The sequence below is a fragment of the Thioclava marina genome, from assembly GCF_002020135.1.
Taxonomy (GTDB): Bacteria; Pseudomonadota; Alphaproteobacteria; order Rhodobacterales; family Rhodobacteraceae; genus Thioclava; species Thioclava marina.
Genome location: NZ_MPZS01000003.1, coordinates 119,958 through 140,646 on the forward strand (window position 1 = coordinate 119,958; position 20,689 = coordinate 140,646).

Consider the following 20,689-nt stretch of genomic DNA (forward strand, 5'->3'; position numbering starts at 1 on the left):
TCAGGCCCTTTCTTTCAGGATCTTGCCGCTGATGCCGCGCGGCAGGATGCGGATCACGATGATGACGGCGATGAGCATGCCGATCTGACCGGCAAGCTGGCCCTGCCAGGAGGTCAGCGAGGCCTTGATGAAGCCAAGCACGACCGCGGCGGGCGCCGTTCCGAGGAAGATATCCGCGCCACCCACGACGACGGTCACGAACGCCTCTACCATGAAGGCCGCGCCCATCGTCGGCACGAGCGTCATCGTCGGCGCGTAAAGCCCACCGGCGAGGCCAGCAAGCGCCGCACCCAGACCGAAGGTCAGGCTGTAGATCAGGTTCGTGTTGACCCCGAGGGCCTCGGCCACATGCGGCACCTGGATCGTGGCGCGGGCGAGGATGCCGAAGCGGGTCTTGGTGAACATCAGCCACAGCGCGGCGAGGGTCACGAGCGCCATCACCATCAGCACGATGCGGTAAATCGAATAGGAATAATCGCCGACCGAGAAGCTGCCGAAAGGCGTGCCGCTGCCGGCCATCGTCGTGCCCAGCACGATCAGCGTGCCCTGGGTGACGATCATCGAAATGCCCCAGGTCGCCACGATCGTATCGAGCGGGCGTTTGTAGAGCGGACGGATCACCACGACCTCGACGATCATTCCGGCGATGCCAGCGGCAAGGGAACCCAATGCGATAGCGATCGGCAGGGGCACGCCCATATGGGTCGCGCTCGTCGAGACATAGGCGCCGCAGAGGATGAATTCGCCATGCGCGAGGTTGATCACACCCATCATGCCGAAGATCACCGCGAGGCCGCAGGCGCTGAGCACGAGGAAGGCGAAGGCGTCTCCAAACTGATAGAAGAAGCTGAAAAGAGAGTAGAGGAACTCCATCGACCGTCCTTTCTTGGTGGCCAGCGTTCGGGAAAATCCGGGGAAGGAGAGATGCGGAGCCCCGAGGCCCCGCATCCGCAGGCGTCGGATCAGTTCGACGGCAGGTGCGACGGGGTATATTGGTCGCTCGGGTCGCTCTTGGTCAGGTCGCAGCCGACATCGCCCAGCCAGTAGGGCTTGATGTCATCCCAGGTTTTCGGGAATTCGATCGAGTGATCGGCGTTGACATGAGCGAGATAGATCGTGTGCGAGGTGTGCTGGCTCTTCGGGTCGATGCACATCTTACCTTCGGGCGCGTCGTAGCACAGGTTGCCATCGGCGAGCGTGGCGCGCACATCGGCCAGAGCGGTCGACCCACCCGCTTTCTCGACCATCTCCTTGTAGAGATAGACTGCAGCGTAGGAGTTCTCGGCTTCCTGGTTGATATAGGGCTCGTCGGGGAACATCGCGTGGAACTTCTCTACGAAGGCCTTGCTTTCCGGCGTGTCGATCTCCTCGACATAGTTCACCGTCGCATACATGTCCTTCAGGCTCGGGGGCGTGAAGCGCTTGTGCTCGTAGCCCTGACCGACATTGACCGAGGAAGCCATCGGCAGATCGAGGTTCGCCGACCCGGCCTGCTCGTAATAGGACGACTGCGCGGTGCCCACGAGGAGGGTCACGACGAAATCAGGCTTGGCGCCCTGGATGTTCTGGATCGTCTGCGAGAATTGCGACACGCCGAGCGGGATGAACTCCTCGCCCACCATGGTGCCACCGTTTTCCTTGACGATGTTGCGCACCCATTCGGCCGAGATCTGGCCGAAGTTGTAGTCCGCGGCGATGGTGTAGACGTTCTTGCCGTACTTTTCCATCATGTAGGGGATCAGCGTCGAGAACTGCTGCTCGGGCACCGCGCCGGTGACGATCATGTTCGCGTCGCAGACGCCGCCTTCATACTGGTTGTTGTAGAAGGCCAGCCCGTCGAACTGATTCACGATCGGGCGGTAGGCTTCGCGCGAGGCCGAGGAGAAGCCCGCGAAGACCACGTCCACCTTGTCGCGCTGCAGCACGCGGCGCATGAATTCCTGATAGCGGGTATTGTCCGACTGCGTGTCGTAGATCACCAGCTCGATCGGACGACCGGCGATGCCGCCCGCGTCGTTGATCTCCTTGGTGGCCAGCTGGATGCCGTGGACCTTGCCGATGGTCGCGAGCGCAAAGTCTCCCGACTGGTCTTCAAGCACGCCGATCTTGATCGGGTCCGCTGCCTGAGCCGCCATCGGCCCGGCAAAAGACAATAGGGTAGCGAGCACCGAAGCGGTGCTGATCAGTTTCCTGGTCATTTTCAACTCCTTGTTGAGGTTTTCCGGGTGCCCTTTTCGGCTAGTGCGCCTGACACCTCTTCTTCGTTTCACCGCGATCGAGATCGCTGTCCGGGTTTGCCAGCATCAGGGACTCGCAATGGTCCTCGACGCTGACGCGCGCGCGCATGCTGTCCTTTCGCAGAAGGTCGTATGCGGCATCTTCGTTAAGTCCGCGCTGGCGCATCAGCGCTGCGACGGCCTTGATCACGTAAATCCTCTTGCGGCGGCGTTCGCCCATATCGTCGAGGCTCACTCTCAGCCCGTCGACATGCTCGAACGCATTCACGCCCAGATAAAGGGCGGAGTAGACGGCCCCGCTATGGATCGGTTTTTGCAGGAAGGACGCGGCCCCGAGTTGGAGCATCGCCTTGAGCCGGCTCGGCGCTTCCGTGCCGACCAGTCCGACCGTCGGGCAGGGCGCGTGCAGGCTCGACACGTTGTAGCTGCCGGGCCATGCGAGCGGCAAATTCAGATCGCCGTCGATGATCACCAAGTCGGTGTCCGGTGCCAGATTGTCCGGCAATTCGAAGTCCTGACGCAGTGGGACGGGCCGGGCGTCCGGCTCCAGTCCAAGCCGGCGCAGCGTCGCCTCTAGAATGCCCAGTGACTGGCCTTCCGTCGTGAAGATCACCGCCCTGCGACCTCTGAAGTTTTGCGCGATACGGGGTGCCTTCATGAAACCACCCTCACATACTTGCGTCGCTGTGCGGGCTCGAAGGCCGTCGTGGATGTCACGAGGTAAGGATCCGCCGCGATCGGCTCGGGGGCCTCGATCAGGATGTCGAACTCGAAATCGTTGCGCGACAACCCGATGCGAGGGGTGAGCGAGGCGTGATAAGTGTCGGGGTCGATCGTGACCCGTCCCTGCGGCGCATCGAAAACCTGTCCCGCAGCCGCCTTGAGAACCGGCCCCACCTCCGCCGTGCCAGCATCCGAGACGGATTTGGCAAGCATATGAATGGCGATGTAGGCGGCCTCCGCTTCGGCCGAGGCGACAGGCCCCTCGGGGAAGGCCTTGCCATAGGCCTCGACGAAGCGCTTGTTGCGCTCGCCTGCGAGGGACGAGAAATAGACGCTGGAGCTTATCTGCCCGTCGGACCCGACGGGGCCGATCGCGCGGAGTTCGGGCTCCGACAGGTTGCAGCTCGCGATCGGGAAGCGTGTGGTCTGCTTGATCCCGCGCGCTTCGCAGGTCTCCCGGAAGGCCCGGAAGAACGCGTAGGAAGACTCGCCAATCAGCGCGTTGAACACGAAGTCGGGCTCGGTCTCGAGGATTTCCTCGATGATGGCGCCCATTTCGGTCTCGCCAACGGGCAGGTAACGCTCGGCCAGCACTTCGCCGCGACGCCTTTGCAGCTCCTCGCGCATCACCCGGTTGCTTTCCCAGCCCCAGATGTAATTCGAGCCGATGCAATAGGCGCGGCGGCCGAAACGGGCGCACAGAAAGTCGATCAAAGGCGACATGTGATGGTTCGGTGCCGCGCCGGTATAGATGACGTTGGTTGAGCTCTCGAAACCTTCGTAATGCGTCGGATACCACAGGAGCGCGTCATGCTTCTCGAAGAGCGGGATCACGTCCTTGCGGCTCGACGAGGTGTAGCATCCGCAGACATGGCGAATGCCCTGATCGAACATGCTCTGAACGGCGGGTGCGTATTTGTGCAGCTCGCTCGCGGGGTCGATGTGGACGGGGCGGAAGGTGACCGCAGCCGTCGGGTCCGCGTTGATCTCGTCACAGGCAAGCTGCGCACCGTTGAGCTGCGTATGCGCCACCCGGCCATAAGAACCGGTGGTCGAGAAAAGCAGGCCGATCGGTAGTTCGATACGTGTCATCTGGCTTCTTCCAACGGCAAGAAACCCCAGAAGCAGAATCTGCTTTTGGGGCGGTAATGCCGACATATCTTGAGATTTCAACGCGCCGTAGCGAGCACATTTGCTCTGCGCTTAAGTGAACGCTAGGTAAGGATCACAAAGCTGTCAATAGGCGCGCATCATCGCTTCTCTCCTTCAATTCTTCAGTTGGAATTTGCTTGCTATTGAAGCCCGCTGCGAAACCCGTTGCTTGAAAATTGAGCGCAACTCGGACGCAAAGGGCGGATTCGGGTGCCGCCCGGATCTCTTTGCAGGTGCTGGGGCTGATCCAGAGAGAGTGGGACTGTCACGCGCGAGAGGCATCTGCCGGGGCGCGGGCATCTTTGTTCGTGAGTCGCTGAAAGGGGAGGCCTCGACGCATGTTCGGATGCGCCAGCTCCGATCGAGCGGCGCCATGTCATCAGAAGGATCGCAAGGGCCCCTCGGGCGTGCGCGTCGTGCCATCGCCGTACTGCGCCCCACTATGCGCGGTCGCGACGCCTCTCGATGGGCGCAGGCCACGACCCGCAAAACGCTCGCGAGAGATTACGCGAATATGCTGTACTGCCCTAGATGCTTGATTTTCCGGCGGTGCCTTCGCTAGATCAGGCGAGATGAGGAGGCAGGCCCGGTGCTGATACAGGTTGGACAGGCGCGCACGATCGCGGTCGATCTCCGGCTGGCGATCTGGTTGTCGCTGGTTGCCGGTGCCGTCAATGCCGCCGGGTTCCGCGCCTTGGGCTATTTCTCGGCCAATATGACGGGCAATGTCTCGACGGCCTCGGATATGCTCGCGCTTGGACGGTTCGCGGGCGCATTCTGGCTTTTGATGTTGCTGGCGGCCTTCGTGTTCGGAGCCTTTGTCTCCGGGCTGCTGATCGCCGCCGGCGAACGGCGCAATCTGCGCGGGATCTATGCTTTCTCCATCCTGTTGGAGGCGGGTCTTCTGGTGGGGCTTGCGCTGCTGGACGTGACCTGGTCGGCGCAGGCGGGCGGGCAGTTGATGATGGTGGGTCTGAGCATGCTGATGGGGCTGCAGAACGCCGCGACCACGAAAATCTCCGACGCGAAGGTGCGCACCAGCCATGTCTCGGGGATCGCGACCGATCTCGGCCTGGAGCTGGCGGAACTCTCGCGCGGGCGGGCGGCGCTCGATCCGGCGCGGCGCGACGTGCTGCTCGCAAGGCTGGTTCTGCATCTCGCGACGTTGTTTGCGTTCTTCGGCGGCGGGATTTCGGGGGTTTGGGGCTACGAGCAGATCGGGCCGATGGTCTTCGTGATCATCGCGGCGCTGCTGATGCTGATCGCGCTGCCCGAATTGCGCAAGGCCTATCGCTCCGGCGAGAATGGGCGCGGGTAACGCAATGCACCGCCGATTATGGGCCGCTTGCAAAGAATAAAGTATACATTCGCAAAAAGACCCGCTATGGACGCGCTTTCCGTCGCGCCCTGCGACCCTGCGCGGCACGGCTCGCCGCACTCGACTGGACTTCTCCTCATATGATCTCTCCCCTTTCCGAAGCGCTCGCCGAGCGCGGTTACGACACACTCACCCCGGTGCAGGAGGCGGTGATCGCCCCCGAGCTTGCAGGGTCGGACCTGCTGGTCTCGGCGCAGACGGGGTCGGGCAAGACGGTGGGGTTCGGGCTTGCGATCGCGCCGACGCTGCTGGGCGAGGCGGAGAAATTCGGCCCGCCCGCGGTCCCGCTGGCGCTGGTCGTGGCGCCGACGCGCGAACTGGCCTTCCAGGTCATGCGCGAACTGAGCTGGCTTTACGCCAAGACCGGCGCGGTCGTGGCCTCCTGCGTGGGCGGCATGGATATCCGGCAGGAACGGCGCGCGCTTGATCGCGGCGCCCATGTCGTGGTCGGCACGCCCGGTCGTTTGCGCGACCATATCGAGCGCGGCTCGCTCGATCTGGGCGATGTGCGCGCGGTGGTGCTCGACGAGGCCGACGAGATGCTCGATCTCGGCTTCCGCGAGGATCTGGAATTCATTCTCGGTGCGGCCCCGCAAGAGCGCCGGACGCTGCTGTTCTCGGCCACCGTCTCGCCGATGATCGCGCGGCTGGCCGAGCAGTTCCAGCGGGACGCACAGCGGATCAACACGATCGGCGCGGCCGAGCAGCATGCCGACATCTCCTATCAGGCGCTGCGCGTTGCGGCCTCCGACAGCGAGCACGCGATCTTCAACCTGCTGCGCTATCACGCTGACGAAAGCGCAATCGTCTTCGCCAATACCCGTGCAGCGGTGACGCATCTCACGACGCGGCTTGGCAATCGCGGCCTCGCGACGGTGAGCCTTTCGGGTGAACTGAGCCAGGCCGAACGCAGCCATGCGCTGCAAGCGATGCGCGACGGGCGGGCGCGGGTTTGCGTGGCGACCGATGTGGCCGCGCGCGGGATCGACCTGCCCAAGCTCAGCCTCGTGATCCATGCCGATCTGCCGACCAATACCGAGACGCTCCTGCACCGTTCGGGCCGCACGGGCCGGGCCGGGCGCAAGGGGATCTCGGCGCTCATCGTGCCGCCGAAGATGGTCAAGCGCGCCGAGCGCTTGCTGAAATGGGCGAAGATCGATGCGGAATGGGGGTTCGCGCCCTCGGCTGACGAGATCCTGCGCCGCGACGAGGAACGGCTGATGTCCGATCCGTCCTGGGAGGCGCCGCTGACCGAGGAAGAGACCGCTTTCGCCGAGCGCCTGCTCGCGCAGCGCAGCCCCGAGGTGGTCGCGGCGGCTTTCCTGCGCCTGCACCAGTCGCGCCATGCCGCCCCCGAGGATCTTCTGCCGCCGGAGACGAAACCCGCCCGCGAAGAGCGTGATTTCGGGCCGAGCCGCTGGTTCGCGCTTTCGGTAGGGCGCGATGACCGGGCCGAGCCGCGCTGGCTGTTGCCGGTTTTGCGTCGCGCGGCCGATCTCGAGCGCAACGCGATCGGCGCGATCCGCATTCAGCAGAGCGAGACCTTCGTGGAAATCGCGGAGTCGAGCGCCGAGCAGTTCCTGGGCGCACTCGACGCCGAGGGAGCGCTGACCGAGGAGATCTCGGTGCGTCCGCTTGACGGTCCGCCGAATTTCCAACGTGGCCGCTCCCCGCGCCCCGAAGGCGGCAAGCCGCGCTTCGAGGGCAAGAAGCCGCGCCCGGACCGTCCCGCGCGCAAGTTCGACGACGCCCCCAAGCCCGAGCGCAAACCCAAGCCCGCGCCGGAGCGTCCGAAATCCTGGGAGCCGAGGGAAGAGGGGGGCAAGCCGTCGAAATTCGCCAAGGCGGCTCCGAAGGCAGAGGGCAAGCGCAAGGCAAAATGGGCCCCCGAGACCGAGGCGCTCGACCTGCCCGAGTTCGATGGCGAACCCGCGCGCAAGCCCGCGCCCTCGGGCAAGGGGGCGAAATACGCGCCGCGCAAGCCGGCGGGCGGAAAAGGTGGAAAACCGTTCAAGAAGGGCAAGCCCGGCGCTGCCGGGGACGGAAAACCCTTCAAGGGCGGTGCAAAACCCTCGCGCAAGCCGCGCGCCAGCGGCAATGACGCGCCGCGCCGACCGAAGCGCTGACCTCTCTAAACAGCTGACGAAAACGCCCTCCTTGCCGGGGGCGTTTTTCTTTTTTGCCAAGCTGGCGCGCAAGGAAGCCCTCTCGCCCGCCCACTCGACGCGCCTCATCGTCACCCGCGCCCAGAGCCGCTTTCGATCTCTGGGCACTTGACGCGACTCACTTTGCCTGAGTAAATGAACGAGCGTTCAATAAACCGGGGGAGGAGATCCGATGTTCGCAGGCTCGATGGAGTTCGATCTGGGCGAGGATATCGCCGCACTTCGTGACATGGTGCGCCGCTGGGCGGCGGAACGGGTGGCGCCGATCGCGGCGAAGACCGATCTGGACAATGAATTCCCCAATGAGCTCTGGACCGAGATGGGGGAGCTTGGTCTGCTCGGGATCACTGTCTCCGAGGAATATGGCGGGGCAGGGATGGGCTATCTCGCCCATGTGGTCGCAACCGAAGAGATCGCGCGGGCTTCGGCCTCGATCGCGCTCAGCTACGGCGCGCATTCGAACCTCTGTGTGAACCAGATCAAGCTGAACGGGTCGGAAGAGCAGAAGAAGAAATACCTCCCCGGGTTGATCGCCGGGACGAGCGTCGGCGCGCTGGCCATGTCGGAATCGGGCGCAGGTTCGGACGTGGTGGGCATGAAGCTCAAGGCCGAGAAGCGCAACGGCTACTATGTGCTCAACGGTCATAAATACTGGATCACCAACGGGCCGGATGCCGATACGCTCGTGGTCTATGCGAAGACCGACCCGGAGGCCGGGAGCAAAGGCATCACCGCCTTCATCGTGGAAAAAGACTTCAAGGGCTTCTCCACCTCCAAGCATTTCGACAAGCTCGGCATGCGCGGCTCGAACACGGCGCAGCTCTTCTTCGAGGATTGCGAAGTGCCCTTCGAAAACGTGCTGGGTGCGGAAGGCAAGGGCGTGCGCGTTCTGATGTCGGGTCTCGATTATGAGCGCGTCGTGCTCTCGGGCATCGGCACCGGTATCATGATGGCCTGTCTGGACGAGGTCGTGCCCTATTCCAAGGAGCGCCAGCAATTCGGCCAGCCGATCGGGAATTTCCAGCTCATGCAGGCCAAGATCGCCGATATGTATGTCGCGATGAACACCGCGCGCGCCTATACCTACGAGGTTGCCAAGGCCTGCGATCGCGGCGCGGTGACGCGTCAGGACGCGGCGGCGACGGTGCTCTATGCGTCCGAGCAGGCGATGGTGCAGGCGCATCAGGCGGTTCAGGCGCTGGGCGGGGCCGGGTTCCTCAACGATTCCAACGTCTCGCGCCTGTTCCGTGACGCCAAGCTGATGGAGATCGGCGCGGGCACCTCGGAAATTCGTCGGATGTTGATCGGCCGCGAGATCATGGGGGGCGCGTGATGCGCCCTCTGGCGATCCCTCTCGCATTGGCGCTGATGGCCGCCCCGGCCTTCGCGCAGGAGCCGCAGGTCGATCCGGCCACGGTCCGCGCCTGTTTTGACGATGCAAGGGGCACCACACCGGATTGCATCGGTGAGGCCGCCGCAGCCTGCCAGGCACAGCCGGGCGGGGAGACGACGCTGGGCATCTCGGCCTGCCTTCAGGGCGAGGCGCAGGCTTGGGACGATCTGCTGAACGCGCAATACAAGGGTGTGCGAGCGCGGCTGCTCGAACAGGGCGGCACCGAGTTGGCGGACCAACTGCTTGATGCGCAGCGCACCTGGATCGCCTTCCGCGATGCCGATTGCGGGCTGATCTATTCGATCTGGGCCGAGGGTTCGATCCGCACCGTGATGGCGTCCGACTGTTATCTTCACAAGACCGCGCAGCGTGCTTTGGAGCTGCGCGATATGGGGAGCATGGAATGAAACTGTCCTCTCAGGTTCTCACCTCCTCGGAGGGGTTTGCGAAAAACCGCACCGCGCATCTCGAGGCGCTCGCCACGGTGCGCGCGGCGGCCGAGGCCGCGGCGGCAGGTGGCGGCCCGGCTTCGCTCGAACGGCACCTGTCGCGTGGCAAGATGGCCCCTCGCGAGCGGGTGGCGGGGCTCCTGGATCCCGGTTCCCCCTTCCTCGAAGTGGGCGCGACGGCGGCACATGACATGTATGGCAATGCCGCCCCCTGCGCGGGCGTGATCGCCGGGATCGGCCGCGTGATGGGGCAAGAGGTCATGGTGGTCGCCAACGACGCCACCGTGAAGGGCGGCACCTATTACCCGCTGACGGTAAAGAAGCACCTGCGCGCTCAGGAGATCGCCGAGGAAAACCATCTGCCCTGCATCTATCTCGTCGACTCGGGCGGCGCGAACCTGCCCAATCAGGACGAGGTCTTCCCCGATCGCGACCATTTCGGGCGCATCTTCTTCAATCAGGCGCGGATGTCGGCCAAGGGCATCGCCCAGATCGCCGTGGTGATGGGCTCGTGCACGGCTGGCGGCGCCTATGTGCCCGCGATGTCGGATGTGACGATCATCGTGAAGGAACAGGGCACGATCTTCCTCGCCGGTCCCCCGCTGGTGAAAGCCGCGACGGGCGAGGTGGTCAGCGCCGAAGACTTAGGCGGCGGCGACGTGCATACGCGGCTCTCGGGCGTGGCCGATTACCTCGCCGAGGATGACGCCCATGCGCTGGCGCTTGCGCGTCGCGCGGTCGGCTCGCTCAACCGTGCCAAGCCCTCCACAGTGAACTGGCAGTCGCCCGAAGAGCCCGCCTACGACCCCGAAGAAATCCTCGGCGTCGTCCCGGCAGACCTTCGCACCCCCTACGACATCCGCGAGGTCATCGCCCGCATCGTCGACGGCTCGCGTTTCGACGAATTCAAACCGCGCTTCGGCGAGACCATCGTGACCGGTTTCGCCCATGTGAAAGGCTGCCCGGTGGGGATCGTCGCCAATAACGGCGTGCTCTTCTCGGAAGCCGCGCAGAAGGCCGCGCATTTCATCGAACTGTGCTCGCAACGTTCGGTGCCGCTTGTTTTCCTGCAAAACATCACCGGCTTCATGGTCGGCCGTAAGTACGAAAACGAGGGCATCGCGCGCCACGGCGCCAAGATGGTCACCGCCGTCGCCACGACCTCGGTCCCGAAGATCACGATGCTGGTCGGCGGCTCCTTCGGGGCGGGCAATTACGGCATGGCCGGTCGCGCCTATTCGCCGCGCTTCCTCTGGACGTGGCCCAATTCGCGCATCTCTGTGATGGGCGGCGAACAGGCCGCGGGCGTGCTCGCCACCGTCAAACGCGACGGGATCGAGCGCAAGGGCGGCCAATGGTCCGCCGAGGAAGAGGCCGAATTCAAACGCCCCACCATCGAGATGTTCGAGCGCCAGTCGCACCCGCTCTACGCCTCGGCGCGGCTCTGGGATGACGGCATCATCGACCCGCGCAAATCGCGTGAGGTGCTGGCGCTCTCGCTTTCCGCCGCGCTCAACGCGCCGATCGAACCGACCCGCTTCGGCGTGTTCCGGATGTAAGTTTTTCGCCTCCGGCGGAGATATTTCGAGCAAGATGAAAACCGCATTTCATCTTGCCCGAAAATACCTCGGGGGGCTCGCAGCGCGAGCGGGGGCAGCGCCCCCTCCGACGCTCTCAAGAGGGAGACCGACATGTTTTCCAAGATCCTGATTGCCAATCGCGGGGAAATCGCCTGCCGCGTGATGGAGACCGCGCGAAAGCTTGGCGTCGCGAGCGTGGCCGTCTTTTCCGAGGCCGACGCGCAGGCGCGCCATGTCGCGATGGCCGATGAAGCCGTGGCGATCGGCGGCCCGGCGCCGAAAGACAGCTACCTGCGCGGTGATGTTATCATCGCGGCGGCGAAGCAGACCGGTGCGCAGGCGATCCATCCGGGCTACGGGTTCCTCTCCGAGAACCCCGATTTTGTCGAGGCCGTCGAGGCGGCGGGGCTCACCTTCATCGGCCCTTCGGCCAAGGCGATCCGCGCGATGGGGCTCAAGGATGCGGCCAAGGAGTTGATGGAAAAGGCAGGCGTGCCCGTCGTGCCGGGCTACCACGGCGAGAACCAGGACCCCGAGCATCTTTCCGGCGCGGCAGACACGATCGGCTACCCGGTCCTGATCAAGGCCGTCGCGGGCGGCGGCGGCAAGGGGATGCGGCTCGTCGAGAAACCGTCCGAGTTCGCCGATGCGTTGGCCTCGGCGCAGGGAGAGGCGCAGACCGCTTTCGGCAACCCCGCCGTTCTGATCGAGAAATACATCGGCTCGCCGCGCCATATCGAGGTGCAGGTCTTCGGCGATGGCGAAAAGGCCGTGCATCTGTTCGAGCGCGACTGCTCGCTCCAGCGCCGCCACCAGAAGGTGATCGAGGAGGCCCCCGCGCCGGGCATGACGCCCGAGATGCGCGACGCGATGGGGCAGGCCGCGACGCGCGCGGCCGAGGCCATCGGTTATAAGGGCGCGGGCACGATCGAATTCATTGTGGACGGCTCGGACGGGCTGCGGCCCGACCGGTTCTGGTTCATGGAGATGAACACCCGCCTCCAGGTAGAGCATCCCGTGACCGAGGCGATCACCGGGGTCGACCTGGTCGAATGGCAGCTGCGGGTGGCCTCGGGCGAGCCGCTGCCCTGTGCCCAAGAGGATCTGACGATTACCGGCCATGCGTTCGAGGCCCGCCTTTACGCCGAGGACGTGCCCGCGGGGTTCCTGCCCGCGACCGGGACGCTCTCGCATCTGCGCTTCGCCGAGGGTTGCCGCGCCGATACCGGTGTGCGCACCGGTGACACGATCAGCCCGTGGTATGATCCGATGATCGCGAAGGTCATCACCCATGGTCCGACCCGCGCCACCGCGCTGGGGCAGCTCGCCCGCGCGCTAGAAGAGACCGAGGTGGCGGGGACGGTGACGAACCTCGCCTTCCTTGCACGGCTCGCGCGGCATGAGGGCTTCGCGGCCGGAAAGGTCGATACCGGGCTGATCGGGCGCGAGATCGACACGCTTTCGGCGCCCGTCGCCACGCCTGCCGCCGCCAAGGCGCTGGGGGTGATCGCGGCGGCCGGGCTTTGGGAGGCGGAGGCGAGCGGCTTCAACCTTTGGGGCGCACCGCGCCGGGCTGTCCCGTTCGAGGAAGAGGCCGCGATCCGCGTGCAGGGCCCGGGCCATGTCACGGTCGAGCTGGGCGAGGCGTCGCATGACTGCGTGCTCGCCGAGGATGGCTGGCGCGTCGATGGCGCGAAGACCGGCGCGCGGATGGCGCGCGAAGCGGATGCGGTGACGATCTTCCTGCATGGCGCGCATCGTTTCGAGATCCCCGATCCTCTGGCGCGCGGCAGCGATGCCGAGGCCTCGGACCTGACGCTCGCCCCGATGCCGGGGCTGGTGAAAGCGGTCTTCGTCGAGGCGGGGCAGCAGGTGTCCGCGGGCGACCGGCTCGCGATTATGGAGGCGATGAAGATGGAGCACACGATGCTCGCCGCGCGCGATGGTGTGGTGGCCGAGGTGCTCGTCACCGCAGGCGCGCAGGTCGAGGCGGGCGCGGCGCTGATCCGGCTGGAGGAAGAGGAATGATCCGGCTGCACCACGTTCCCGGTTCGCGCTCGATGCGAGTGTTGTGGCTGCTCGAGGAGCTGGGGCTGGAGTATGAGCTGAAAACCTGGTCGCTGACCGATGGCTCGCTGCGCAGCCCCGAGTTCCGCTCGATGTCCCCGGCGGGCCGCATTCCGGCGCTGGAGATCGACGGGCGCTCGATCTTCGAGAGCGGCGCGATCGTCGAATATCTTGCCGAGCGCCATCCCGAGGCGGGGCTGGCGCCGCCCTTGGGGGAGGCCTCGCGGGCTGACTATCTTGAATGGGTGCATTTCGCTGAGACGCAGGCCAACATCCTACAAAACCTCAACTTTCATCACATCTTCCTACGCCCTGTCGAGGCCCGTTCGGTTGCGATGACCAAGCTCGACACGAAGCGGCTCGAGGTCACGATGAAGGCGCTCGAGGCGCATCTGGAGGCGCGTGACTGGCTGCTCGGAGCGTTCTCGGCGGCCGATTGCATGCTGGGTTTCAACCTCGATGCAATGTTCCGTTTCGTGCGGGCCGAGGGCTTCCCGGCTATCGCGGCCTATCGCGCCCGGGTCGAGGCGCGCCCTGCCTATGCGCGGGCGGTCGCGGCGGGTGGCGCGAGCATGTATGCGCAGGAGTTCTACGAGGTTTCCGATGCCTGAGTTGGTCGAGATCTTCGAGATGGCCCCGCGCGACGGGCTGCAGAACGAAAAGCGCGAGATCGCGCTGGCCGACAAGATCGCGCTGGTCGATTGCCTGAGCCGCGCCGGGTTCCGCCGGATCGAGGTGGGCTCTTTCGTCAGCCCGAAATGGGTGCCGCAGATGGCGGATTCGGCCGCCGTGTTCGCGGGGATCGCGCGCAAGCCGGGGATTTCCTATGCGGCGCTGACGCCCAACATGAAGGGCTACGAGGCAGCGATTGCGGCGGGCGCCGATGAGGTGGCGATCTTCGCCTCGGCCTCGGAAGGGTTTTCGCGCGCAAACCTCAATTGTTCGATTGCGGAAAGCCTGGAGCGGTTCACGCCGATCATGGAGGCCGCGAAGGCTGATAATGTGAAAGTGCGGGGCTATGTCTCGGTCGTGACCGACTGCCCGTTTGACGGGGCGACGCCGCCCGAGAACGTCGCGAAGGTGGTGGCGAGCCTGCGGGATATGGGGTGCTATGAGATCAGCCTTGGCGACACGATCGGGCAGGGCACGCCGGAAAGCGTGACGGCGATGTTGCGTGCGGTGCTGGAGGAAGCACCGGCGGAGCAGCTTGCCGGACATTACCATGACACGAGCGGTCGCGCGCTCGACAATATCGAGGCATCGATTGAACTGGGCCTGCGGGTCTTCGATGCGGCGGTGGGCGGTCTGGGCGGCTGTCCCTATGCGCCGGGGGCTGCAGGCAATGTCGCGACCGAGGCCGTGAATGCGCGGCTCGTCGCGCTGGGATATGAGACGGGGCTGGATGGGGCGGTGCTGGAAGAAGCAGCGGCGCTGGCACGGAAGATGAAAGGGCCCCAGAAATGAAGGAGCAACGCGATGTTTGAGACGATCAGAATCAGCACGGACGAGCGCGGCATTTCGCGGCTCACGCTCGCGCGGGCGGATAAACATAACGCGTTGTCCGAACAGATGATGGAGGAGCTGACCACGGCCATCGCGCAGCTCGGCGCAGATGAGGCGGTGCGCGTCGTGATCCTTCAGGCCGAAGGGCCCAGCTTCTGCGCGGGCGGCGATCTGAAATGGATGCAGGCGCAAATCGCGGCTGGCGCGAAGGAACGCGCGGCAGCGGCGCGCAAGCTCGCCACCATGCTTCAGGCGCTCAACACCTGCCCGAAGCCCGTGATCGGCGCGGTGCAGGGAAATGCGTTTGGTGGCGGGATCGGCATGATGTCGGTCTGCGACGTGGCGATCGGCGTCGAGGGCGCGAAATTCGGCCTGACCGAGACCAGGCTCGGCCTGACCCCGGCGACGATCTCTCCTTATGTGGTCGCGCGGATGGGCGAGGCGCGGGCGCGTCGCGTCTTCATGTCCTCGCGGCTCTTCGAGGCCGCCGAGGCACGTGATCTGGGGTTGTTGGCCAAGGTCGTCTTGCCCGAGATGCTGGAGCGGGCCCTGATGGCCGAAGCCGAACCCTACCTTGCCTGCGCGCCCGGCGCGGTAGGCGAGGCGAAGGCGCTGGTCCGCGCTCTGGGACCGAAAATCGACGAGAGCACGATCGACATGACGATCGAGGCTTTGGCCACCCGTTGGGACTCTGCCGAGTCGGCTGAGGGAATCAGCGCCTTCTTCGAAAAACGCGCTCCTGCGTGGAAACGCTGATTCGGCGCAATTTCCGAAAAATCAAAACCGCGTTAACGTTGTGATAATTTCGCGACGGCAGCATTTCGCCCCGGCCCAAGCGCCACAGGAGAAAGCGCGATCGGGCCTGCGGCCCATTTTCGCATGCATCGGTATACAAAATCGCTTTCCTCCCCTGCGGAAAGCGATTTTCCGACCCTCGCTCGGTTGACCCGCAGGGGGCGCGGGGCTATTGCTCGCCTAGCCGGAACCTGCGCGACATCTCGTCGCGATGTTAGGGAGCCAAAAGCCCATGCATGACATGCTGCGCGAATACCTTCCCATCCTCATCTTCCTCGCCATGGCGGTCGTATTGGGGCTTGTGCTCCTGGCGGCAGCTGCGGTGCTTGCGGTGCGCAACCCCGATCCCGAGAAAGTCTCGGCCTATGAATGCGGGTTCAACGCCTTCGACGATGCACGGATGAAATTCGATGTTCGTTTCTACCTCGTCTCGATCCTGTTCATCATCTTCGACCTCGAAGTGGCCTTCCTCTTCCCCTGGGCGGTCGCCTTCGGGCAGATGTCGATGGTGGGTTTCTGGTCGATGATGGTCTTCCTCGCGGTTTTGACCGTAGGATTTGCATATGAGTGGAAGAAGGGGGCGCTGGAATGGGCGTGATGACCGGGGCAAATACCGCCGGAGCGGACCGCGAAGTCGCGACTCAGGCACTGAACAAGGAGTTGCAGGACAAGGGCTTCCTGCTCACCACGACCGAGGACATCATCAACTGGGCCCGTAACGGCTCGTTGCACTGGATGACCTTCGGCCTCGCCTGCTGCGCCGTCGAGATGATGCAATGCTCGATGCCGCGCTATGACCTCGAGCGTTTCGGCACCGCGCCGCGCGCCTCGCCCCGCCAGTCCGACGTGATGATCGTCGCGGGCACGCTGACCAACAAGATGGCCCCCGCGCTGCGCAAGGTCTACGACCAGATGCCCGAGCCGCGTTACGTGATCTCGATGGGGTCGTGCGCGAATGGCGGCGGCTATTACCACTATTCCTATTCGGTGGTGCGCGGCTGTGACCGCGTCGTGCCGGTCGATATCTACGTTCCGGGCTGCCCGCCCACGGCGGAGGCGCTGCTCTACGGCATCCTTCAGCTGCAACGCAAAATCCGCCGTACCGGCACGCTGGTGCGCTGAGGAGAGCGAGAGATGGACGATACTGCCCTTCAGGAACTGGCTGCGCATATCGAGCTGAAACGCCCCGATGACGTGGTCTCGACCGAGATCGCCTTTGGCGAGCTGACGGTGACGATCACCGCGCAATCGGCGGCGAGCTTCGTGGAATTCCTGCGCGACGATTCAAGCTGCCTGTTCTCGAACCTCGTCGACATCACCGCCGTCGACTGGCCCGAGCGCCCGCAGCGCTTCGATGTCGTCTGGCACTTCCTGTCGATGTATCGCAACCAGCGTATCCGCGTGAAGGCGGCGATCCGCGAGGAGGACATGGTCCCCTCGATCACCGACATTCACCCCAGCGCGAACTGGTTCGAGCGCGAGATCTTTGACATGTTCGGCATCCTGTTCTCGGGGCATCCTGACCTGCGCCGCCTGCTGACCGATTACGGCTTCCGCGGGCACCCGCTGCGCAAGGATTTCCCGACTACCGGTTATGTCGAAGTGCGCTACGACGAAGTGCTCAAGCGCGTCGTCTACGAGCCGGTGAAGCTCACGCAGGAATACCGGCAGTTCGATTTCCTCTCCCCCTGGGAGGGCGCGAAATACATCCTTCCGGGTGACGAGAAGGGAGAGGCGAAATGATGGACGGCGATATCCGCAACAATGTCTATGATGACGGCTCGCGCGATCAGCTGACCGACGAGCAGCGTATCCGCAACTTCAACATCAACTTCGGTCCCCAGCACCCGGCCGCCCACGGCGTGCTGCGCATGGTTCTGGAACTTGACGGCGAGGTAGTGGAACGCGCCGACCCGCATATCGGCTTGCTGCACCGTGGCACCGAAAAGCTGATGGAGAGCCGCACCTACCTGCAGAACCTGCCTTATTTCGACCGCCTCGATTACGTGGCGCCGATGAACCAGGAACATGCGTGGTGTCTCGCGATCGAGCGTCTGACCGGCACGGTCGTGCCGCGTCGCGGGCAACTGATCCGCGTGCTCTATTCGGAAATCGGGCGCATCCTGAACCACCTGCTGAACGTCACGACGCAGGCGATGGACGTGGGGGCGCTGACCCCGCCGCTCTGGGGCTTCGAGGCCCGCGAAGAGCTGATGGTGTTCTACGAGCGCGCCTGCGGTGCGCGCCTGCACTCGGCCTATTTCCGTCCCGGCGGCGTGCATCAGGACCTGCCGCCGAAACTGCTCGACGATATCGAGGAGTTCTGCGGCCGCTTCCCGAAACTGCTCGACGATATCGAGGGGCTGCTGACCGAGAACCGGATCTTCAAGCAGCGCAACGTCGATATCTGCATCATCTCGGAAGAAGAGATCCAGCAATGGGGCTATTCGGGTGTGATGGTGCGTGGCTCGGGCCTCGCCTGGGACCTGCGGCGCGCGCAGCCCTACGAGTGCTATGACGAGTTCGACTTCCAGATCCCGATCGGTAAGAACGGCGATTGCTATGATCGCTACCTCTGCCGCATGGCCGAGATGCGCGAGTCGACCAAGATCGTCCTGCAATGCATCGAGAAACTGCGCATGCCCGAGAATCAGGGCGATGTGCTCGCGCGAGGCAAGCTGACCCCGCCGAAGCGCTCGGACATGAAGACCTCGATGGAGAGCCTGATCCACCACTTCAAGCTCTATACCGAAGGTTTCCACGTCCCGGCAGGCGAGGTCTATGCCGCCGTCGAGGCGCCCAAGGGCGAATTCGGCGTCTATCTGGTCGCCGACGGCACCAACAAGCCCTACCGCGCGAAGATCCGTGCCCCGGGTTATCTGCACCTGCAATCCATGGACCATGTCGCCAAGGGCCACATGCTCGCCGACGTGTCCGCAATCATCGGCACGATGGATATCGTGTTCGGGGAGGTTGACCGCTAATGCTTCGTCGTCTGCATCCGGAACAACCCGCGAGCTTCGAATTCACGCCCGCGAACCTGGAATGGGCGAAAGCCCAGATGACCAAGTTCCCGGTCGGCCGTCAGGCCTCGGCGATCATCCCGCTGCTGTTCCGCGCACAGGAGCAGGAAGGCTGGCTGAGCCGCCCGGCGATCGAATATGTCGCCGAAATGCTCGACATGCCCTATATGCGGGCGCTCGAAGTGGCGACCTTCTACTTCATGTTCCAGCTGAGCCCGGTGGGCTCGGTCGCGCATCTGCAGATCTGCGGCACGACCTCGTGCATGATCTGCGGCGCGGAAGACCTGATGAAGGTCTGCAAGGAAAAGATCGCACCCGAGCCGTTCCAGCTTTCGGCCGATGGCAAGTTCTCGTGGGAAGAGGTCGAATGCCTCGGCGCCTGCGCGAACGCGCCGATGATGCAGGTCGGCAAGGACTATTACGAGGACCTGACCGAGGAGAGCCTCGCGAAGATCATCGACGACATGGCCAAGGGCGACGTGCCGAAACCCGGCTCGCAAACCGGTCGCTTCTCGTCGGAGCCCGCCTCCGGCCTGACCTCCTGCGCAGAAACCGCGGGCGAGAAGGAAGACTATAACGGGTCTGTCGGCCTCGCGGTCGGCATCGGCGACACGATCAAGCGCATCGACGGCACCGAAGTGCCTCTGGCCGCCCCGTGGCAAAGCTCGGGCCAGCGCGGCCCGATCGGCACGATGGGGCAGGAGCGTCCGCGTTCGGCCGTCCAGCAGGACGAGGCCCGCAAGGCCGCGAACGCCGCAGCCCCGGCCGCTCCCGCGAAGGCACCGGAACCGGCGCCCGCCGCCAAGACCGGCGCGAGCGAGCCTGTCGAGGCCGGCGAGAAGCCCGCGATGCTCGAGGCGCCGCGCGACGGTCAGGCTGACGACCTCAAGATGATCAAGGGTGTCGGGCCGAAGCTCGAACAGCTCCTGCATTCGATGGGCGTCTACCATTTCGACCAGATCGCCGCCTGGAGCGAGGCCGAGCTGGCCTGGGTCGATGCCAATCTCGAAGGGTTCAAGGGCCGTGCCAGCCGCGACGAATGGGTCGCGCAGGCGCAAAACCTCGCGACCGGGGCGGAGACCGAGTTCTCGGCCCGCGCCAAGAAAGACGGTATTTACGAGTAAGCGAAGGGTGCCCCCCTTCGCATGGGGGTGAAGGAGAGCTAGGATGGACGATCAGTCGCAAGGCTGCCGCGGAAAAGCAGGTATCTGGGCCGGGATCACGGGGCTCGTGGTTGCGGTGTTCCTCATGGTGGTGGCGCATGAGACGATCTTCGTCGCCGTTTTCATGGGGCTGCTGACCGTCCTTCTGTTCGGCGGGTTCCTGATCTGGGCCTTCTGCTCGGGCCGTGGTGCGCCGGGCGCGGCCGATGGCACGGGCGACACGCCCTCGCTCGAAGACACGACCCCGGTCGAGGCGTTCAGCGCGCAATCGCCCGAAGGGGCTGCGGCGCATGCTCAGGCGGCTGCCGCTATCCCGACGCCTGCGCCCGCACCTGCTCCCGAAGTGACGGCGACCGAGGTCGAGCCTCCCAAGGCCGAAGAGCCGACGCCTGAAGCGCCCGAGCCCGAAGAGACCAAAAGCGCCGAAGAGACGAAAAGCGCGGAACCGGAGGCCACTCCGGAAGCCTCGCCGCTGGCCGCGATGTCGGCGCAGGTCGATGCCGAGACCCAAGCGGGTCAGCCCGCCGCAGCCGAAGGCGCGGGTAAGAAGCCGCGCGGGCTGAAAGCGCCGCGCAAGGCGGGTGCGGATGACCTGAAGAAGATCGAAGGCGTCGGGCCGAAACTGGAAGAGACGCTGAACGGCTGGGGTATCTGGCATTACGACCAGATCGCGAAATGGGGTCCCGAAGAGGTGGCCTATGCCGACCAGAACGTGCCGCGTTTCAAGGGCCGCTGCACGCGCGACAAATGGGTCGCGCAGGCGAAAATCATCGTCGAAGAGGGCATGGACGCCTTCCTCGAACGGGCGAAGACGAACGACTACTGAGCGGGGGTGAATGAGCAAGGACCGGAACACGGACAGGCTGGACGGGCGCAAACCGGCGCTGATCATTGCCTTGACCACGGTCCTCTGGCTCGCCCTGCAATGGGTCGGAAAGCAACAGGGCTGGTCCGCGCAGGTGGCGCTGATCGGCGATCTCGCGGCACTGGCCGCCTATATCTACGCGCTGGCACTTGTCTGGCGCATCTGGCGCCGGGGCTCCGGCAAGTGAGGGAAGCGA

General features: G+C 64.6%; 20 protein-coding genes. 16 read left to right on the forward strand and 4 right to left on the reverse strand.

What is annotated here, in order from left to right; genetic code table 11:
• From BMG00_RS14875 to BMG00_RS14890, 4 genes are all read right to left on the reverse strand, one after another.
• Nucleotides 1–873 carry an ABC transporter permease subunit gene (locus BMG00_RS14875; protein ID WP_038079768.1) on the reverse strand — a complete coding sequence of 291 codons (873 nt, stop codon included), beginning with the start codon at nucleotides 871–873 and terminating at the stop codon, nucleotides 1–3.
• An 89-nt stretch (nucleotides 874–962) separates the two neighbouring features.
• Nucleotides 963–2,198, reverse strand: coding sequence for an urea ABC transporter substrate-binding protein (locus BMG00_RS14880; RefSeq protein ID WP_078530081.1), 1,236 nt, complete (start codon nucleotides 2,196–2,198; stop codon nucleotides 963–965).
• Nucleotides 2,199–2,238: 40 nt separating this feature from the next.
• Complete coding sequence (locus BMG00_RS14885) at nucleotides 2,239–2,895, reverse strand: ANTAR domain-containing response regulator (RefSeq protein WP_078530080.1); 657 nt, start codon at nucleotides 2,893–2,895, stop codon at nucleotides 2,239–2,241.
• On the reverse strand, nucleotides 2,892–4,052 hold the full coding sequence (locus tag BMG00_RS14890; protein WP_078530079.1) for a transporter substrate-binding domain-containing protein: 1,161 nt from the start codon (nucleotides 4,050–4,052) through the stop codon (nucleotides 2,892–2,894). The genes BMG00_RS14885 and BMG00_RS14890 overlap by 4 nt, the downstream gene beginning before the upstream one ends.
• A 649-nt stretch (nucleotides 4,053–4,701) precedes the next feature.
• Here BMG00_RS14890 and BMG00_RS14895 point away from each other — a divergent pair.
• The 16 genes from BMG00_RS14895 to BMG00_RS14975 all read left to right on the forward strand — a co-directional run bounded on the left by BMG00_RS14895 (nucleotide 4,702) and on the right by BMG00_RS14975 (nucleotide 20,680).
• Nucleotides 4,702–5,430, forward strand: a complete 729-nt coding sequence (locus BMG00_RS14895; protein WP_078574900.1) for a YoaK family protein — start codon at nucleotides 4,702–4,704, stop codon at nucleotides 5,428–5,430.
• Nucleotides 5,431–5,570: 140 nt separating this feature from the next.
• Nucleotides 5,571–7,616 carry a DEAD/DEAH box helicase gene (locus tag BMG00_RS14900; protein ID WP_078574901.1) on the forward strand — a complete coding sequence of 682 codons (2,046 nt, stop codon included), beginning with the start codon at nucleotides 5,571–5,573 and terminating at the stop codon, nucleotides 7,614–7,616.
• A 211-nt stretch (nucleotides 7,617–7,827) separates the two neighbouring features.
• Nucleotides 7,828–8,988 carry an acyl-CoA dehydrogenase family protein gene (locus tag BMG00_RS14910; RefSeq protein ID WP_078574903.1) on the forward strand — a complete coding sequence of 387 codons (1,161 nt, stop codon included), beginning with the start codon at nucleotides 7,828–7,830 and terminating at the stop codon, nucleotides 8,986–8,988.
• Nucleotides 8,988–9,455: a lysozyme inhibitor LprI family protein gene (locus tag BMG00_RS14915; protein ID WP_078574904.1), complete on the forward strand. Its 468-nt coding sequence runs from the start codon at nucleotides 8,988–8,990 to the stop codon at nucleotides 9,453–9,455. Before BMG00_RS14910 ends, BMG00_RS14915 begins: the two co-directional genes overlap by 1 nt.
• Nucleotides 9,452–11,056, forward strand: coding sequence for a carboxyl transferase domain-containing protein (locus tag BMG00_RS14920; RefSeq protein ID WP_078574905.1), 1,605 nt, complete (start codon nucleotides 9,452–9,454; stop codon nucleotides 11,054–11,056). The genes BMG00_RS14915 and BMG00_RS14920 overlap by 4 nt, the downstream gene beginning before the upstream one ends.
• Before the next feature lie 132 nt (nucleotides 11,057–11,188).
• Complete coding sequence (locus tag BMG00_RS14925) at nucleotides 11,189–13,105, forward strand: acetyl/propionyl/methylcrotonyl-CoA carboxylase subunit alpha (RefSeq protein WP_078574906.1); 1,917 nt, start codon at nucleotides 11,189–11,191, stop codon at nucleotides 13,103–13,105.
• Nucleotides 13,102–13,755: a glutathione S-transferase family protein gene (locus BMG00_RS14930; protein WP_169836823.1), complete on the forward strand. Its 654-nt coding sequence runs from the start codon at nucleotides 13,102–13,104 to the stop codon at nucleotides 13,753–13,755. The genes BMG00_RS14925 and BMG00_RS14930 overlap by 4 nt, the downstream gene beginning before the upstream one ends.
• Nucleotides 13,748–14,608 (forward strand): hydroxymethylglutaryl-CoA lyase, encoded by an 861-nt coding sequence (locus tag BMG00_RS14935; protein WP_078574907.1) that lies wholly within the window; start codon nucleotides 13,748–13,750, stop codon nucleotides 14,606–14,608. The genes BMG00_RS14930 and BMG00_RS14935 overlap by 8 nt, the downstream gene beginning before the upstream one ends.
• A gap of 12 nt (nucleotides 14,609–14,620) precedes the next feature.
• The gene (locus tag BMG00_RS14940) at nucleotides 14,621–15,403 is read left to right on the forward strand and encodes a crotonase/enoyl-CoA hydratase family protein (protein WP_078574908.1); all 783 of its coding nucleotides are present in this window, start codon (nucleotides 14,621–14,623) and stop codon (nucleotides 15,401–15,403) included.
• Nucleotides 15,404–15,674: 271 nt separating this feature from the next.
• A complete protein-coding gene (locus tag BMG00_RS14945; RefSeq protein WP_078530070.1) occupies nucleotides 15,675–16,040 on the forward strand; it encodes an NADH-quinone oxidoreductase subunit A in 366 nt (121 codons plus the stop codon).
• On the forward strand, nucleotides 16,031–16,564 hold the full coding sequence (locus tag BMG00_RS14950; protein WP_210401956.1) for a NuoB/complex I 20 kDa subunit family protein: 534 nt from the start codon (nucleotides 16,031–16,033) through the stop codon (nucleotides 16,562–16,564). The genes BMG00_RS14945 and BMG00_RS14950 overlap by 10 nt, the downstream gene beginning before the upstream one ends.
• A 12-nt stretch (nucleotides 16,565–16,576) precedes the next feature.
• Entirely contained in the window at nucleotides 16,577–17,185 is a 609-nt protein-coding gene (locus tag BMG00_RS14955; protein ID WP_078530069.1) for an NADH-quinone oxidoreductase subunit C, read from the forward strand.
• Nucleotides 17,182–18,426 carry an NADH-quinone oxidoreductase subunit D gene (locus tag BMG00_RS14960; RefSeq protein ID WP_078530068.1) on the forward strand — a complete coding sequence of 415 codons (1,245 nt, stop codon included), beginning with the start codon at nucleotides 17,182–17,184 and terminating at the stop codon, nucleotides 18,424–18,426. The genes BMG00_RS14955 and BMG00_RS14960 overlap by 4 nt, the downstream gene beginning before the upstream one ends.
• Nucleotides 18,426–19,589 carry an NADH-quinone oxidoreductase subunit E gene (locus BMG00_RS14965; protein ID WP_078574909.1) on the forward strand — a complete coding sequence of 388 codons (1,164 nt, stop codon included), beginning with the start codon at nucleotides 18,426–18,428 and terminating at the stop codon, nucleotides 19,587–19,589. Before BMG00_RS14960 ends, BMG00_RS14965 begins: the two co-directional genes overlap by 1 nt.
• 43 nt (nucleotides 19,590–19,632) lie before the next feature.
• On the forward strand, nucleotides 19,633–20,454 hold the full coding sequence (locus tag BMG00_RS17665; protein ID WP_078574910.1) for an NADH-quinone oxidoreductase subunit E: 822 nt from the start codon (nucleotides 19,633–19,635) through the stop codon (nucleotides 20,452–20,454).
• 10 nt (nucleotides 20,455–20,464) lie between these two features.
• A complete protein-coding gene (locus BMG00_RS14975) occupies nucleotides 20,465–20,680 on the forward strand; it encodes a DUF5337 family protein (protein WP_038078954.1) in 216 nt (71 codons plus the stop codon).
• The last annotated feature ends 9 nt before the right edge of the window (nucleotides 20,681–20,689 follow it).